Source organism: Sphingobacterium sp. UBA3549 (assembly GCF_002376635.1).
In the GTDB taxonomy this organism is placed as follows: Bacteria; Bacteroidota; Bacteroidia; order Sphingobacteriales; family Sphingobacteriaceae; genus Sphingobacterium.
This window is the reverse complement of record NZ_DFOE01000002.1, coordinates 171251-187783: the sequence shown is the minus strand read 5'-3', so window position 1 is coordinate 187783 and position 16533 is coordinate 171251. Positions and strand designations below refer to the sequence as shown.

The window sequence follows — 16533 nt, the reverse complement described above, 5'->3', positions numbered from 1 at the left end:
TAAATCTAGGGAGGAAGGGCAGCGATGCCGCTGATATAACCAATATAAACCATGGTGCGACATCTTTTTGTCTATTCTGACCTGATTATATTTTTTACTGTTTAATTAGCATAATTACTTTATGAACAACCTAAAAATTGTTTCTCTTTATACCCTGTTGAGCGTTGCGCCAACATTGGTATACGCACAACAAGGGAAAATTACGGGGCAGGTTTTGAACAAATCAAACGAACCGATTCTTGGCGCAAGTGTTATCGTCGAGGGGGCGGGTAAAGGGACGAAGACAGACATGTCAGGTAAGTTTGAACTCAATGCCAATAAAGGTATTCTCGTCGTATCATTTGTCGGGTATAAAACTTTAAAAATTCCATTGGATGGAAAATCAGATTTAACTATTCAGTTAGAACGTGATGAACATGTATTGGAAGATGTCGTCGTTGTAGGTTACGGTACGCAACGAAAGGCGACGTTAACGGGATCCATTTCAGAAGTAAAAGGAAAAGATCTCGTAAAAAGTCCGCAGCCAAATTTGTCCAACTCTTTAGCTGGAAGATTTTCGGGAGTGGTGATCAACAATCGTAGTGGAGAGCCTGGATACGATGGTTCATCAATCACGGTGCGGGGCCAAGCGACAACAGGTAGTAATGACGTGTTGGTTGTTGTCGATGGAGTGCCGGGGCAGATAGGAGGTCTGGAGCGCCTAGACCCCAACGATATTGAAAGTATCTCGGTGTTGAAAGATGCTTCCGCTGCAATTTACGGAAATAGGGCTGCTAACGGAGTAATTTTAGTAACCACCAAACGCGGAAAGAGTGGTAAGCCATCCATCACCTATAGCGGGAATCTTGGATTTAGTTCACCAACGAGATTGCCCAAAATGGCGGATGCGGCAACTTATGCGCTGTTGCGGAACGAAATCGCTTATGGTAACAGTTCCTCAGGTGGAATGAACCAAATCTATTCAGAAGAACAGATTCAAAAGTTTAGGGATGGATCCGATCCTTTATTGTATCCCAATACCAACTGGGCTGATGTCACCCTGAAAAATACCGCCTTACAAAGTCAACAAAATCTATCTATTGCAGGAGGAACGGAGGATGTCCGCTATTTTATGTCCTTAGGTTCGGTCTATCAAGACGGGATCTACAAAAAAGGTGTCACGAAATATAAGCAATATAATTTTAGAACAAATCTGGAGGCCAATATCACCGATCGATTTAAAGTTGGCCTATCGCTTTCGGGCAGACAAGAAGACCGCAAATTCCCGATAGCGTCGGCTGGAGATATTTTCCGTTCGATCTACCGTGCTTACCCCACAGTAAGTGCATATTATCCGAATGGCTTGCCTACACGGGGCATCGAAGGCTCTAATCCAGCTTTAATGGTGACCGATATAGGTGGCACTGTTGTCAATCCCAAGCAGGTGTTTAACGGTATCCTCAAAGCGAGTTATCAACTTCCTTGGGTAGAAGGATTATCTGTAGATGGTTTTCTTTCAATAGATAAATCCACAAATTTTAGTAAGAATTTTAGTGTTCCGTATGTTTTAAATGAATATAAGCAAGAAAAAGATAGCTATGAGGAGTCGATTGTTGGTGGAAACAATAATAAAGCTACACTGACTGAGTCGCATACGAACGAGTCGTTGATTACAAGTAATATTAAGTTGAATTTCGAACGAAAATTTGGAGATCATGCTATCAATGCCTTTGTAGGATATGAGCAGAGTAAACGACATTTGGAGTATTTCGATGCACAGCGTTTCAATTATCTTTCTACGCAATTGCCCGAATTATCCCAAGGTGGATCCGCTGCTACAGATTATCTCAACTCCGGATATAGCAACAATTACACGCGTAAAAGTATCATTAGCCGTATAGCGTATAATTATAGCGAAAAGTATTTGTTTGAAGGACAACTCAGGGCTGATGGTTCGTCAATTTTTCCTTCAAATAAGCGTTGGGGGTACTTCCCTTCCGTGTCCGCTGGATGGCGAATCAGCAAAGAAGATTGGTTTTCCGACAAGATTGGATTTTTAGATGACTTAAAACTGAGAGCTTCTTACGGTAGCCTTGGAAACGATAATGTGGATGCATTCCAATATTTTGATAATTATACACTCGTGGGAAATGGATTAGTCGCACTTTTAAATGAAAAAAGTCAGATCGAGCCGAATGTTAAATTAGCGAAATTAGCCAATCCTGATATCACTTGGGAAGTATCGAAGAAGCTTGACGTCGGACTAAATGCACAATTTCTTAAGAATTTTACATTAGAGGCCATTTATTTCAAACAAAAGAGATCAGATATTCTGACCGAACGAAATGCATCGATTCCGGGAGTTTCAGGTATTGTCAATCCCTATAAAGAGAGCAGTTCCAAACCATTAGTCCCTTCGGAGAATATCGGCAGGGTGAATAGCGAAGGATTTGAAGGAACTTTGTCTTATCAAAAACCGGGAGAATTTAGCTGGGGAATGTCGGGTAATTTTACCTTTGCTAAGAGTAAAATTATCTTTATTGACGAGGCAAGCGGGACATTAGATTACCAACGTCAGACAGGACGACCTTTGGGAACTTATCTGCTCTATAATGCTATTGGATTAAATAGAACTGAGGCAGATCTTAAAGGATCTCCGCAAGCTCCTGGTGCGCAAATAGGCGATTTAATTTTCGAAGATTATAATCAAGATGGTAAGATTACCGCAGATGATATGCTGCGGACAAAGTATGGAAATATACCACAGATAACCTATGGTTTTAGCTTAAATGCGGCTTATAAAAACTTTGATGCAGCAGTATTATTTTCTGGGCAAGCCAGGGTTAGCCAACATGTACTTCCCGAATCTGGTACGGTAGGGAACTTCTACAGCAGTTGGGCCGACAACCGATTTAATGCCGTTAATAACCCGAATGGCACATATCCAATGGTTCCCGAACGTGCTTCTTCTGCGGTCAGCGGAGGGCTGTATGGAAATAATTTTTGGTTGAATAATGCTTCCTTTCTGCGTTTGAAAAATGTTGAAATAGGGTATACACTGCCACATGAGGTTCTTTCGCGATGGAAACTGGGTGGACTGCGCTTCTACGCGAATGGATTCAATCTGTTGACTTGGACAAAAGTCAAAGATTATGATCCAGAGGGAAGTAGCGGCAGCGGACAATTTTATCCGCAACAACGAATTATTAATGTAGGTGTAAATTTAAAATTCTAAGGAGGAACATAACAGATGAAATCTTTAAGTAAATATTTCCTGCCTTTGGCTTTGGGAACGACTATCTTTTCAGCTTGCAACAAAAATTTGTTGGACGTTACAGCAACTGATCGTATTTCTACAGAAGCAATTGAAACAGATACAGCCGTTTTAGAAGCCTTTGTCATCAATAGATATATTGGCGAGAAAATAATATCAAATGAGGCAGATGGTACTAATCCGGGCTTCGGTCGCGGATTTGAATATGCGCTGTGGTCTTCTCTCACAGACGAATCCATGTATACCAATGATGATAATACCTGGCTTATTACCCGGGGACAATTGTCTCCAGAAAATTTAGGTGCTGCCGGGTCGCTTTGGGCGCGTAGCTACCGAAGTATCCGCGAGTGCAATTACGCTAAAAAAGTATTGGCAAATATACAGATGAGTACGTTGCATAAGCGCCAATTGGAAGGCGAACTTCAATTTATAAGAGCATTTAGGTATCATGATCTCATTCGAAATTTTGGACGGGTTGTGTTGGTGGGAGATACAGTATATGGATTGAAGGATGATCTAACCAAAGCAAGTCTTTTTGAGCGAAAATCCATGCAAGAAGGTATGGATTATGTGATCAAAGAATTGAATGAAGCGATTGAAAAGCTGCCTGCTGAAAATAACGACAAAACCTGGGTCGCTGGACGGGCCACAAAGGCTGCAGCCATGGCTTTAAAATCGAGATTACTTTTGTATGCTGCAAGTCCATTGTATAATGTCGGAACTTGGGCGGCCGCTGCCCATGCAGCGCAGGAGGTGATCGCCCTTAATAAGTACAAGCTATACACGGGCGGATACCAATCGTTGTTTTTAACAGACCGAAATCCGGAAACTATTTTTGCAAGATACTATACCAAAAATGCCAATCACGTGCACCTCGAAATTGCCAACGGACCGAATGGCTATGGCGGATGGGGCGGAAATACACCATACCAAAACTTAGTCGATGCCTATGAAATGAAAAATGGAAAAGCCCCTTTCAACGAGGACGGCACCGTCAACACGGCTTCAGGTTACGATCCGAAAAATCCTTATGTTAACCGCGACCCCCGTTTTGACGCGACTATTTTATATAATGGCGCTTTATACAGGGGTAGGGCCGTGGAAACATTTATACCAAAGGGACAAGATAGTCCGCAAGGAAGTGACAACTGGAATACTTCTAAAACCGGATACTATCTGCGTAAATTTATGAACGATGCCTATCCGCTTCAAAATCCTTGGGGTAATGCGGGATTTCAACCGTGGAATTACTTCCGCTATGCAGAAATCCTTTTGAATTTTGCAGAAGCAGCAAATGAAGCTTACGGTCCAGATGTGTTACCTGCTGGTGGTAGCTTAACAGCGCGACAGGCTTTAAATTTGGTTAGAACACGGCCATCTGTCGATATGCCCGAAATTCCTATGGGACAGTCGAAAGATGAGTTTAGAAAGCAAGTGCGTTACGAGCGCAGAGTTGAGTTAGCGTTTGAAGAACATCGTTTTTACGATGTCAGAAGATGGAAGATTGCGATGGTAACAGAAAATATCCCTGCTTATGGCGTGACTATAGATAAAAATGGTGAGAGTTTTACGTATACACGCAAGGAAGCGCTTTCAGGACGCCGATTTGAAGAAAAGCACTATTGGCTACCGATTCCACGCTCTGAGATATTATCTTCGAATGGACAATTGGAGCAAAATCCTGGCTATTAATTAGCATATTTGTTTACGTAAGTTATTCATCCTCTTGGTTCTTTAATAAGAGTCAAGAGGATGTTTTTGAGAAATAAAAAAACCTTTAATAAATCAAATACTCCATGCGATTAACACTTATTACATTTTTATTGATGAATGTTGCGGCGGCAGTTTACGCACAAGAATACAAGTATGGCCCAGCAGAAAAAGATTTTGCCGGTTATCTATTCGCCTATTTTAAAGGGAACGCTGTAGCTGATGAGGCTGTGTGTTTTGCGATTAGCACTGATGGCTATACATATAGGGCTCTAAACGATAATCAACCCATCTTAGACTCAAAGGTTATCAGTAAAACTGGTGGTGTAAGAGACCCGCATATTCTTCGTGGCGACGATGGGAAAACATTTTATATGGTACTGACTGACATGACCTCCTCCAAAGGCTGGGACTCCAACCGCGGAATGGTCTTGTTGAAGTCCCAAGACCTTGTGCATTGGTCGCATCAAACAATCGACATTCAGCTGCGCTTTAAAGGCCAGGAAGCCTTGAAAAGGGTGTGGGCACCGCAGACAATATTTGATCCTTCGGTAGGAAAATATATGGTGTATTGGTCTATGCAGCATGGAAACGATCCCGATATCATTTATTACGCTTATGCTAATAAGGAGTTTACCGATTTTGAGTCTGATCCTAAAGTACTTTTTCTGCCGAAAAACGGTAAATCTTGTATTGATGGTGATATTATTGAAAAGAATGGTCTATTCTACCTCTTCTATAAGACTGAAGGTCACGGCAATGGTATCAAACTAGCGATAACAGACTCACTGACATCAGGAAAATGGATTGAACAGCCAGGGTATAAACAGCAGACGAACGATGCTGTGGAAGGATCTAGCGTCTTTAAGATCAATCAGTCCGACAAATACATCCTTATGTATGATGTATATGGCAAAGGAAAATATCAATTTTGCATCTCTGATGATCTTGATCGTTTTAAAGTTATTGATCATGAAATTGATATGGATTTCCATCCAAGACATGGTACCATTATCCCCGTTTCCAGACAAGAACTAATTGATCTGACCAGCAAATGGGGAAAACCCAAAGACATGCAATTCACATTTAGAAAGAATCCAGTTTTGGATGGTTTTTATGCTGATCCGGATGTACTCTATTCCAATAAAACCAAAAAATACTACATTTACCCTACGAGCGATGGTTTTGACGGTTGGGGCGGCTATTATTTTAAGACCTTTTCGTCCTCGGATCTCAGCAAGTGGAAAGACGAGGGGGTGATTTTGGACCTGAAAAAAGATGTTGCCTGGGGACCTAGAAATGCGTGGGCACCAACAATTACGGAAAAGAAAGTTAAGAACGACTATAAATACTATTATTATTTCACGGCGGCGCAAAAGATAGGCGTTGCGGTAGCAGATTTGCCGACAGGTCCTTTTAAGGATTCGGGAAAACCATTGATAGATTTTAAACCTGAAGGTGTAAAAGGTGGTCAGGAGATAGATCCGGCGGCGTTTAACGATCCAAAATCTGGTAAAAGCTACCTATATTGGGGAAATGGCTATCTAGCGGTAGCTGAACTCAACAAGGATATGGTTAGCATCAAAAAAAACACTGTAAAAGTCATAACTCCTGATAAGACGTTTCGCGAAGGTGCATATGTAGTCTACCGTAAAGGCCGCTATTATTTCTTTTGGTCAGAAGACGATACACGGAGTGAAAATTATCGGGTACGTTATGGAACAGCCACTTCCCCCGATGGACCGATCACTGTTCCGGAAAATAATCTAGTCTTACAAAAAGATCCTGCAAAGGGGATATATGGAACAGGACATAATTCTATTTTGCAGATTCCAGGGAAAGATGAATGGTATATTGTTTACCATCGTTTTAATTATCCCAAAGGCATCGATATGGGTGACGCTGCAGGATTTAATCGCGAGGTGTGTATGGATCGGTTGTATTTTGACGATGAGGGCCATGTAATACCAGTAGTTCCCACGCTTTAATCACTAAACCAAATCTACATATAAATAAAATGAAAAGAATAATAAGAAAGTTGGCCGTGTTAGCGATCTCCAGCTATATAGGTATCAATACCCTATATGCACAGCCCGGGTTTGGCATCGCCGAACGCGTAAACTCAGACTGGCGCTTCCATTTGGGGGACATGGAGATAAAAGCGGGAACGGAAATGAATCGCGTTGGATGGCAACAGGTGAGTTTGCCACATGATTGGAGTGTAAAATACCCGTTAAGTCCTAATTTAGCCAGTGCGACAGGATATTTGCCCGGCGGCATAGGATGGTACCGCAAACAATTGACTATACCCGCAGACGATCAAGGTAAAAAGATTTTTATCTATTTTGAGGGAGTGTACAACCGAAGTGAAGTCTTTATCAATGGTAAATCTGTTGGCAAAAGGCCTAATGGTTATGTGTCCTTTTCTTACGATATTACGCCATACATTGAGTTTGGCAAAGAAAATACCATAGCCGTTAGGGTAGACCATAGCCAAAGCGCCGATTCGCGGTGGTATACTGGGTCTGGAATCTATCGGGATGTATGGATTGTTAAGGCCAATCCGCTGCATATCGACCAATGGGGTGTGTACGCCTATCCAGAAATGAAAGGCGGAAAGGGAATTTTAAATACCGAAGTAACTGTGGTCAATAGCGCTGCAGCATCTTCTGCAATTGCAGTCGAGCAGCAGTTGATTGACATGACAGGCCGTATTGTCGCAAAGAAAACGCAAAAAGTACAAGTCGGTGCCACTGATAAGGCAACCGTACAACAGCAGTTGAGCGTGTCGAACCCCAAACTATGGAGTTTGGATCAACCCCAACAGTATACCTTACGGACAATTGTGACGCAAAATAGCCAGCAGATCGATCGGTCGGAGGTGAAGACTGGTTTCAGAGCATTTACGTTCGATGCCAACAAAGGGTTTGCTTTAAATGGAGAGTGGATGAAGGTAAAAGGAGTGTGTTTGCACCACGACGCTGGTGTATTGGGAGCTGAAGTGTATCCAGAAGTATGGCGTCGACGTCTCCTAACCTTAAAATCACTGGGAGTCAATGCTATTCGTACAAGTCATAATCCGCAGGCATCTTCTTTGTATGCACTATGTGACGAGCTTGGTCTTTTGGTGATGGATGAAGCTTTTGATGAATGGGAATTTCCAAAAAGAAAATGGTTGCAGGGGTGGAATTTTGGTACGCCCGGCTTCGAAGGATCATACGACTTTTTTGAATCCTGGGGAGAGCAGGATCTTGCTGACATGGTCAAAAGAGATCGCAATCACCTTTCGATTTTTGCGTGGAGTATAGGCAATGAAGTGGATTATCCAAATGATCCTTACTCACATCCTATTCTTAACGGAGAAAAGAAAGAGGGTGGCTTTACACAAGCTTCGTATGGGGGCTACAAAAAGGATGCACCTGATGCGATGCGGTTGGGTGATATTGCCAAACGCTTGGTCGCGGTTGTAAAAAAATACGATAAAAGCAGAGCGGTTACAGCAGGGCTTGCAGGTGTAGCAATGTCTAACGAAACCGCCTATCCAGGCGCACTTGACATCGCTGGATACAATTATACAGAAAGCCGTTATCAACTGGATCATCAACGCTTTCCTGAACGCGTTATTTTCGGCAGCGAAAATAGGCATGATCTTTCTGCTTGGTTAGCGGTACGTGACAATGCGCATATTTTTGGTCAATTTCTATGGACAGGAATCGATTATCTCGGCGAATCCGGACGTTGGCCTTCCCGGGGATTCTATTCGGGACTGCTGGATTTTGCGGGATTTGTCAAACCGAGAGGTTATTATCGCCAATCGCTGTGGTCGGATAAACCTATGGCTTACTTAGGTACTTATCCATTGAAAGGAGGGGCAGGAGCAACCGATGTGTGGTCGGCATTGGAGTCGGAGGAAGGGCAGCGCAAGAATGAAGCCCCTTCTATGGACGCTTGGCCAATTTGGAATTATCAAGAGGGACAAAAAATTCGGGTCGTTTGCTATACTAATAGTGCGCAGGCACGATTGGAACTCAATGGTAAGCTTGTTGGCGAAGAAAAGAAATATGATGAGAAAACAGGTATTATCTTTTGGGATATTCCCTATACTTCGGGCAAATTGGAAGTTGTAGGTTTAGACAATCATAAAAAGGAGATCGTCCGTCATGCAATACAATCAACTCAACGGCCCACGGCTATTCATGCCACCATTCTTGGAGAACAAGACATAAAATCGGGCGCAATCATTCAAATTGCTTTGCAGTTGGTAGATGCCAACGATGAACCCGTCATACTGTCAGAAGATGAAGTAACCTGCGACCTCATTGGAAATGCACGACTGCTGGGAATGGAAGCAGGAAATAATGCCGACATGGGCGATTACACTGATAACAAACAGCGGGTATATCATGGTAAAATGATTGCTTATGTTCAAGTATTAGGTCAATCTGGCGACAAAGTCGATATAAGGTTCACATCACCTTGGCTAAAAACAGCAACGGTACAGTGTCTGATAAAATAAGGGCATAATAAGTGACAAGAAATAGGAAGGCTGGTTGATTTAATTAGCGTTTTAAATCATCAAGCTAAAAGAGCATTGGAAGTTTTTCCAATGCTCTTTTTATTTAAGGTGAATTGAAAAACTGACTTCGTTATAAAATAAAAATGCAGCTAAACTCAAAAAAGGAGGGGAGATTGTTGTGATTAATGGGGTCGGTTTTTAAGATTGTTCAAAGAAAAGTATATAGGGTTGAAAGCCGGTTGTAAGCAACTGGCTTTCAATATTTCTAACAACGATTAGTTTTTTCTATTCGTATTGCTAAAGTCCTGTTTAACCGATTTAGTGAATGATAAAAAATGCTTTTTTTTAAAGTTTTATTTTGTTTATACAAAGTTATTTTCTACTTTAGTGTTGCCCATTCAAGGGCACTTTTCATAAAATAGGTTAATAATATGGCTAAAACACCCGGGGTACCCCATGCTTTCGGGTGTTTTTTTGATTAATTATCACCTTCTATGAGGCCCTAAATGATCGGGCTATACCGAAATTTTGTCATCAGTATTTTTTCTTCCTATACAGCATCCACCTTTTGTTACGTAAGCATAGCTTTTTCATTTTTTTTTCTTCAATTTTTAGCGGCATTACCTTATGATCAAAGGGCAACCAAATCCTGCATTATGACAGTGCTTGTTCAGTGCTCGTTCAGTGCTTGCTCACTGATGATTCAGTAAACACTGAATGAGCAATGAGTAACTACTGTATTAAAAGTAAATGAAAACTGTTATTAGTTGTAATTTGGTGTTAGGTTTTTTTAGTTTTAATCGCTATATTGGCTATTTATAGTCTTTTGATTGTGGAAATTAGACTTAATGGTGGCAATCATTAAAAAAATTGTCGATTCCATAAGGATGAATAAAGTTTCGTGTTTTAGATGATCTTTTTGCACGTATTAATAGTTGATCTTATTTTAATTTTTTAGGTGCGTAGCCTCCCTTAGCATTGTATCGTGTTGTTATTCTTATTTTTATGTATGTTGGGTTAGGAATTTTGTATATATTTGAGAAGAATCTAAAGGCCATTGTCCGACGGGTAGATGAGTTAGAAGTGCTTCACCAGAAGCGACTATTGATTTTTTAAATTATGAAATATCTATTCCTGTTGTTGTTAAGCATTTGTTTTTTGTCAAGTTGTGACAAAGAGGATGCTGATATTGACGCTACAGAGATTGATGGAATAGCAATGGGCAAAAGGTATCATTTTGAAGGACGTTCTGTTGGATTTTCTGTGAGTCAGTTTTACGTAGATGGTACGGTAGATAAAAATTTCTATTTGGGCACGGTATGGGGATTGAAAGACACGACGCCGCAGCTAAAGTTAACCGCTCTTCGCTCTTATTATAAACCTTTTAAAAACACAGTTTCATCCACACAGCCAACTTTACCTTCGATTCGTATTATCCCAAGTTATGATGCTATTCGAGCTTTTGCAAAGAAAAGCAGGGGCGAACCAGCTGTTTTGGAGCAATCTTCTGTAGGCGCGTTTTTCGACTATAGGGCGATACGTTATCATCTCAATAACAGCCCTGACGTAGATAGTGTGCTGAAGTTGATTCGCCATCACGATTCGACCACAATAAAGAGGGCAAACAGCTTACTATTGCGTCGGGAACATATTGCATTTAGCCTTCAAGTTGATCTAGCGGATTATGTAAAGGGTTTTAACAAGGAGGAAGTTGAAAAGTTAAAAAAGACTGGATATCATCCTTATTATGTTTCATCCGCAAATTACGGTACACATTCCATTGTAATGGGAGAAAGCGATTTTCCGCGTGGTGATCTGAAAAATGTCCTGGAAAAATTACTTTACAACCAAGAACTGACCGAACTGGATAAAGCGATTTTAAATGGTTCAGACGTATTAATATATCTGCGCGGCGGACGACAAAAAGGCTTTATTAGACGCGCAACAGGTCTCAATCCCATTAAAAAACTTGTTGCAGATTATAAAAATGAACTTGAATTGCAACAGCATAGCTATGATTATCCTGTTAGCTATAGTCTAGGTGATCTCAATTCTTATGGACACCTAAAATTTTGGTATTCTTATGATTTTCTTGTACGGGAGGAGAAGGAGTGAATTTGAGTTTAGTCCTGCTCTTAATCCATTGAAGTGCAATAGCACTTGGTTCATCCGAGGCTGAAAGGTTTGTGTTGTGATCTAGTGCTGGGAATAGGCAATACTCGAACGGTTTTCCCTGCGCTTTCAATGCATTGAGGCGTTCTATGGATAAGCCTACCGGTATTTGAATATCCTGCGAACCGAACAGCCAAAGTCCAGGTGCAGCTGTCGTTTTTAGCGATGCGACTGGATCGGTATTGATAAATTGATAACGGTCTGGATCATTCATCACATGTTGACGAGCCTCAGTTTCCGTATGTTTATCCCAAAAGTCTTTTCTTCCGTTTGTGAAAAACTGAAATCGGAGCTGTTCGCGTGCCGGAATTACTGCACCACTATACAAGACAAAAAAGTCGATCAATGGATTTTTGTTGGCCGCCAACGGGATGATCCATCCTGCTTGACTAAATCCCAAAAGTCCGATTGGAATATTCGGGTTGTCCAGTTGTTGACGGAAAGTTGTTACAGCCGCCTGTGCATCTTTTGCAAGCAGGTTGAGGTTAGCGGAGTCAATATTATTTGTACCAACCTCAGGGCCCGCATAGATTCCCTCCGATTTTCCAACCCCGCGTTTGTCATAGGTAAATACAGCGATACCATTTCGGGCTAAAAATGAAGCGAACTCCGTCATCCTTTTCTCTTGCCCAGAGCCGTGAACAAGGACAATGGCCGCACGGGCATGTTTAGGCTGAAGTATGGAACCTGCCAATTGAATGCCCTCACTCCTAAATATGATATCTTTTGTTAACCAATCTGATTGTTGGGATTTTGCATTCTGTGGATAGGGTATAAAATATAGAACCATCAACGATAGCAGCATGTTGAATCTGATCCTTTTTACCGAAATGAGCTTCGACGGAAAATAGTCTAATAAATGGATCTTAGGCATAAGAATTTCTCTGTTATATTTGTTGTTATCGAAGTTAATCACTTGAACTTTAAATAATTTGTTTTTTAGGCAGACTGTCCATTTATGTCGGTAAATAGCAGTTTTTCCGCTGTGAATGAATTTAGGACTATTCCAACGCCGGATCAGATCGCATGCTAATCACTTTAAGAATTTTTAGGCGGGAAGTATTTTTGTTGATATGCTGATGGAGACATTTTTGTTCGTTTCTTGAAAAAATGCGAGAATGTAGACAGGTCTTGAAACCCGAGTTCAATCATGGTCGCCTTGATCGGATTAGGCGCAGCGCTTAGGAGATGCATAGCTTCTCTTAATAAGCGCAGGTGTATCAATTTAAGTGGAGCAACACTCATATGGTATTTAGTGAGCTTCCTAAGTGCATTTTCAGTCATATTAAGCGCATCTGCATAATAGGCAACATCATGGTGCTCCTTGTAATGTAGCTCGATCAACTCCAGGAATTTATTTAAAGTTACTGAAAGGGATGACGATTGGGGATATCCAATCCGATCCATCAGAATCCGACTAATTTCCTGTAAGCTAATTGATGCACGATTCCCTAAAAGTGGAAATAGCGGTTGAATTCGAGAAAGTTCCGATCCTATTTGTTGTAAATCGTTACGTAGTATTTCAAATTGGTATTCCGTGATGTCTATTATAGGGTGATGCATTAGTAACTTCATATTGATAGGAAGGCAAAGACATAGCTTTTCGAAATTTTGTCTAGAGAGTTTAAACTGATAAGCAGTGGTCTCTTCCATACAAGAGAAGGAACTTGACTGTCCTGGAAAAATTAAATGAATTTGATAGCTTTCTAACGGATATTTTTTCTGGTCAATTAGATGAATACCACCTTTTGATTGCAATAAAGTAAATACAAATTTTTCATTGTTCTTAACTTGAATGGTGTAATTTGTAACCCTCCATAATTTGAATAAAAAACCTTGATGTTCTACATGTGAACCACAAACTTTTACATTGCCTGCACAGAATGTAATCCATTTTAATGCGAGAGGATAATTTGGCACAAATTTTAACTATTTTATAATGTTTGCGTGCGTATTTGACGGACGTTTCCGCTTTCTATTCACACGTGAAAAAAAATATTGATGTATTCGGCGCAGTCGACGCTCAAACTTTTTTGATTGAAAAACATTTGTGATTAATGTTTCTAGTATTCAAGTTAATATTTTTTTTTGAAATATGGTATTTTTATTGAAAGATAATCGATTGAATAATGAATAATGGATCGTGATACGGTGATTTTAGAGGTCCACTTCTTCGAGGCTATTAAACAAAAAAAAAGGGTATTTTCGTTAGAAAATACCCTTTTTTTTATAAAATATTCGTTATTGCATTTGTATGCCTTCCATGGCATTCGTGTTTTTATTTTTCTTAAACATGTTCATATCCATTTTTCCAAAGCGGTAGGAAAGATTCAATTTGATCAATTGTGGATTTGAAAGACGGTAATAGGTTTGAGAAAACCCTTCTCCGGAGGAAACGATTGTATTGCCTCGTGTTCTGAAGATATCCTTGATTGCCAGAGTTGCTGAGGCAGCCTGATTCTTTAAGAAGCTTTTTTTGATGGCAAAGTCGATGCCATAGAATGGTTTGATATACCCTTGTGAAGAGCTTTGCGCTTGGTTCATAGGTGGGCCAAATGTTTGAGCCTGCGTTACAGGCATATTTGTTTTGCCTTGATATTCAAAGGCAAGCTGCAGATTCCAGTTTTTCTGTAAGTTGAACGTATTGTTCAATTTTCCAAATACGGTCCACATACCTTCCGATGGTGTTTGTTCGTCGACTTCAATTTTAGAATTGTAGAAGTTAAGGTCTGCCGTCAGATCCCACCATTTTTTAAGCGTATTGGTATACGTGAATTCCGCCCCATAATTTTTGCTGGAGTTGGCATTGATATAGGTGTTAATGAAGTCCATTTTGTTTGTGACCGGATTCAGTTCCTGTGTCAGATAATGTGTAATCAGGTTGTTTGTACGTTTATAGTATACCGTTGCCAAAAATGTACCTTTTCCATGTGTACGACTATAGGACAATTCGCCGGATGTAGTAAATTCAGGTACAAGATCCGGGTTACCGCGCGTAATATTCAAGCTATCCGTGTAGTCAACAAAAGGGATGAGCTGGAAAAAATTAGGACGGTTGACACGACGGGTTACACTCATCTGTATTTGGTCTTTTTCGGTTATTTTTTTGCTCAAAAATAACGAAGGGAATAAGCTAAGCGGGTATTTATTGTGGAACTTTTCATGTGTATTCAGAAGTTCTCCGTCGTAAGTTGAACTCTCGGCACGTAAACCAACCTTATAAGAAACCCAATCTTTTAAATTGCCACCCAATGAGGCATAGGCAGCATAAACGCTGTTCTTATTGTTATAGTTTGCTGAAGCTGCGGTGATATTTTCAAAATCATCTTCATCTACGGCTTTTAAGAAGTTATTGTTGAGGTTTTTAAGTTTATTGATCTGCGCTCGTACGCCAGTTTCGAGTTTCATGCCATTTTTGAATGGTTTGACATAGTCTGCCTGAACAGTCATGAACTGATTGTCTCCGGAACCGATGTTTTTTTGGATCTGTGTTCCGCTGATCTTCCTGTCGAAATTGAGATAGTTGGTTGTATACAGGCCGTTTGATGTGTTGGTGCCGCCAAAGTAGTTGAAATCGACAGACAATTCCTCGCCTTCAGTTTTGAATTTTTGGACAAGGCCTGCTTGCAATCCGCGTGGTTTGAAGCTTCTTTCAGCTTCGGAGATCCGATCGCTCATTGAGGTACTGCTCGCAGAAGTGGTCGATATTGTTGAGTTTTCATTGGGCTTAAATTTACCTTGTACCAATACTCCTGCAACAGATAGGGTAGTTTTGGGGCTTAAATCGTAATCCACACCCAATCGGCCAAAGGTGATCATACCTTTTGTTTTGCCTTCGATATCCTGATCTACTTCAGACTCCACACCGTTAATTGTACTGATACGGCGACTGTCGCCTTCGGTGTTCGTGCGCATGCGCATATTCATTCCGGTCAGTGATATATTGACTTTATTCTGACGTAGATTTAGACTACCCATAAAGTTGGTGCCGCCAAAACGATCTCCACCCAGGGTGACCATACCGTTATATCCGGCTTTCTTATTTTTCTTCAGAATAATGTTGAGGATACCGGCCATACTTCCCGAAGCGTCATATTTGGCCGATGGATTTGTAATAATTTCGATTTTGTCGATCACGTCGGCAGGAATCTGGTCGGGAGTGAGTGTGGTCGGTTTTCCATCGACAAAAATGGTCGGAGCTGCATTTCTCAGTTTTACGTTTCCGTCAATATCGACTTGTACCGAAGGCATATTTCGGAGTACATCAATTGCTGTTCCACCAGCAGCAACAATATTTTTCTCCACATTGAATACTTTTTTGTCGATGTCCATTTCGAGAAGTGCCTTGCGGCCGGTGACGGTAACTTCATCGAGTTTACGGTTGTCATTTTCCAATTTGATTGCACCCAGATCTTTACTTGTTGCTTTATTGTCGCTATAATCTACCGAAAGGTCTATTGGAGTGTATCCGACAGAGCTGATTTTAAGCTTCCATTTTTCTCTTGCCGAAATGGCGGAGAAATTGAACTTTCCGTTTTCCGATGAACTGGTGCTTTTTACAAGAATTTCCCTTTCCTTACCTGTCGTTTGGTCTATAATGACCTTTAATAAATTAACCGAAGCTTGCGAAATAGGTTTCCCTTCGTTGTCTACAATTTGGCCCGAGATCTGGCCTTCAGAAATTGCGAAAGCAGGTCGTCCTCCTGCGGGGGCTTGAGCGTGTACAGCGGCAACTGTGGTTGCCATTAATGCTATTGCTATCAATCTTTTCATTTTTTCTTTGCTATACTATCTTTATGCAGATTAGGCTACATAATAGTACACAAATTTGAAAAGGATTTTTTAGCTATGCAACCATCTGTAGACCGAAGGAGCGAATGTG

At 40.9% G+C, this 16533-nt stretch carries 8 protein-coding genes; 5 read left to right on the top strand and 3 right to left on the bottom strand.

Annotated features, from left to right (window positions below; translation table 11 throughout):
• The first annotated feature begins 121 nt into the window (after window positions 1–121).
• The 5 genes from B2W36_RS01725 to B2W36_RS01705 all read left to right on the top strand — a co-directional run bounded on the left by B2W36_RS01725 (window position 122) and on the right by B2W36_RS01705 (window position 11594).
• On the top strand, window positions 122–3214 hold the full coding sequence (locus tag B2W36_RS01725; protein ID WP_293886241.1) for a SusC/RagA family TonB-linked outer membrane protein: 3093 nt from the start codon (window positions 122–124) through the stop codon (window positions 3212–3214).
• A 15-nt stretch (window positions 3215–3229) separates the two neighbouring features.
• On the top strand, window positions 3230–4945 hold the full coding sequence (locus B2W36_RS01720; protein WP_293886240.1) for a RagB/SusD family nutrient uptake outer membrane protein: 1716 nt from the start codon (window positions 3230–3232) through the stop codon (window positions 4943–4945).
• Window positions 4946–5049: 104 nt separating this feature from the next.
• Window positions 5050–6951, top strand: a complete 1902-nt coding sequence (locus tag B2W36_RS01715; RefSeq protein ID WP_293886239.1) for a family 43 glycosylhydrolase — start codon at window positions 5050–5052, stop codon at window positions 6949–6951.
• 29 nt (window positions 6952–6980) lie between these two features.
• On the top strand, window positions 6981–9479 hold the full coding sequence (locus B2W36_RS01710; RefSeq protein WP_293886238.1) for a sugar-binding domain-containing protein: 2499 nt from the start codon (window positions 6981–6983) through the stop codon (window positions 9477–9479).
• 1119 nt (window positions 9480–10598) lie between these two features.
• Window positions 10599–11594: a hypothetical protein gene (locus B2W36_RS01705; RefSeq protein ID WP_293886237.1), complete on the top strand. Its 996-nt coding sequence runs from the start codon at window positions 10599–10601 to the stop codon at window positions 11592–11594.
• Here the strand turns inward: B2W36_RS01705 and B2W36_RS01700 are convergent.
• From B2W36_RS01700 to B2W36_RS01690, 3 genes are all read right to left on the bottom strand, one after another.
• On the bottom strand, window positions 11527–12525 hold the full coding sequence (locus tag B2W36_RS01700; RefSeq protein WP_293886236.1) for an alpha/beta hydrolase family protein: 999 nt from the start codon (window positions 12523–12525) through the stop codon (window positions 11527–11529). The two genes, B2W36_RS01705 and B2W36_RS01700, sit on opposite strands and share 68 nt — an antisense overlap.
• 164 nt (window positions 12526–12689) lie before the next feature.
• Entirely contained in the window at window positions 12690–13571 is an 882-nt protein-coding gene (locus B2W36_RS01695; RefSeq protein WP_293886235.1) for a helix-turn-helix domain-containing protein, read from the bottom strand.
• A gap of 321 nt (window positions 13572–13892) precedes the next feature.
• Window positions 13893–16424 (bottom strand): TonB-dependent receptor domain-containing protein, encoded by a 2532-nt coding sequence (locus B2W36_RS01690; RefSeq protein WP_293886234.1) that lies wholly within the window; start codon window positions 16422–16424, stop codon window positions 13893–13895.
• Window positions 16425–16533: the final 109 nt, after the last annotated feature.

Coding starts and splice junctions, on each gene's coding strand:
- B2W36_RS01720 (WP_293886240.1), top strand. CDS start 3,230: ATGAAATCTTTAAGTAAATATTTCCTGCCTTTGGCTTTGGGAACGACT.
- B2W36_RS01725 (WP_293886241.1), top strand. CDS start 122: ATGAACAACCTAAAAATTGTTTCTCTTTATACCCTGTTGAGCGTTGCG.
- B2W36_RS01710 (WP_293886238.1), top strand. CDS start 6,981: ATGAAAAGAATAATAAGAAAGTTGGCCGTGTTAGCGATCTCCAGCTAT.
- B2W36_RS01715 (WP_293886239.1), top strand. CDS start 5,050: ATGCGATTAACACTTATTACATTTTTATTGATGAATGTTGCGGCGGCA.
- B2W36_RS01690 (WP_293886234.1), bottom strand. CDS start 16,424: ATGAAAAGATTGATAGCAATAGCATTAATGGCAACCACAGTTGCCGCT.
- B2W36_RS01705 (WP_293886237.1), top strand. CDS start 10,599: ATGAAATATCTATTCCTGTTGTTGTTAAGCATTTGTTTTTTGTCAAGT.
- B2W36_RS01700 (WP_293886236.1), bottom strand. CDS start 12,525: ATGCCTAAGATCCATTTATTAGACTATTTTCCGTCGAAGCTCATTTCG.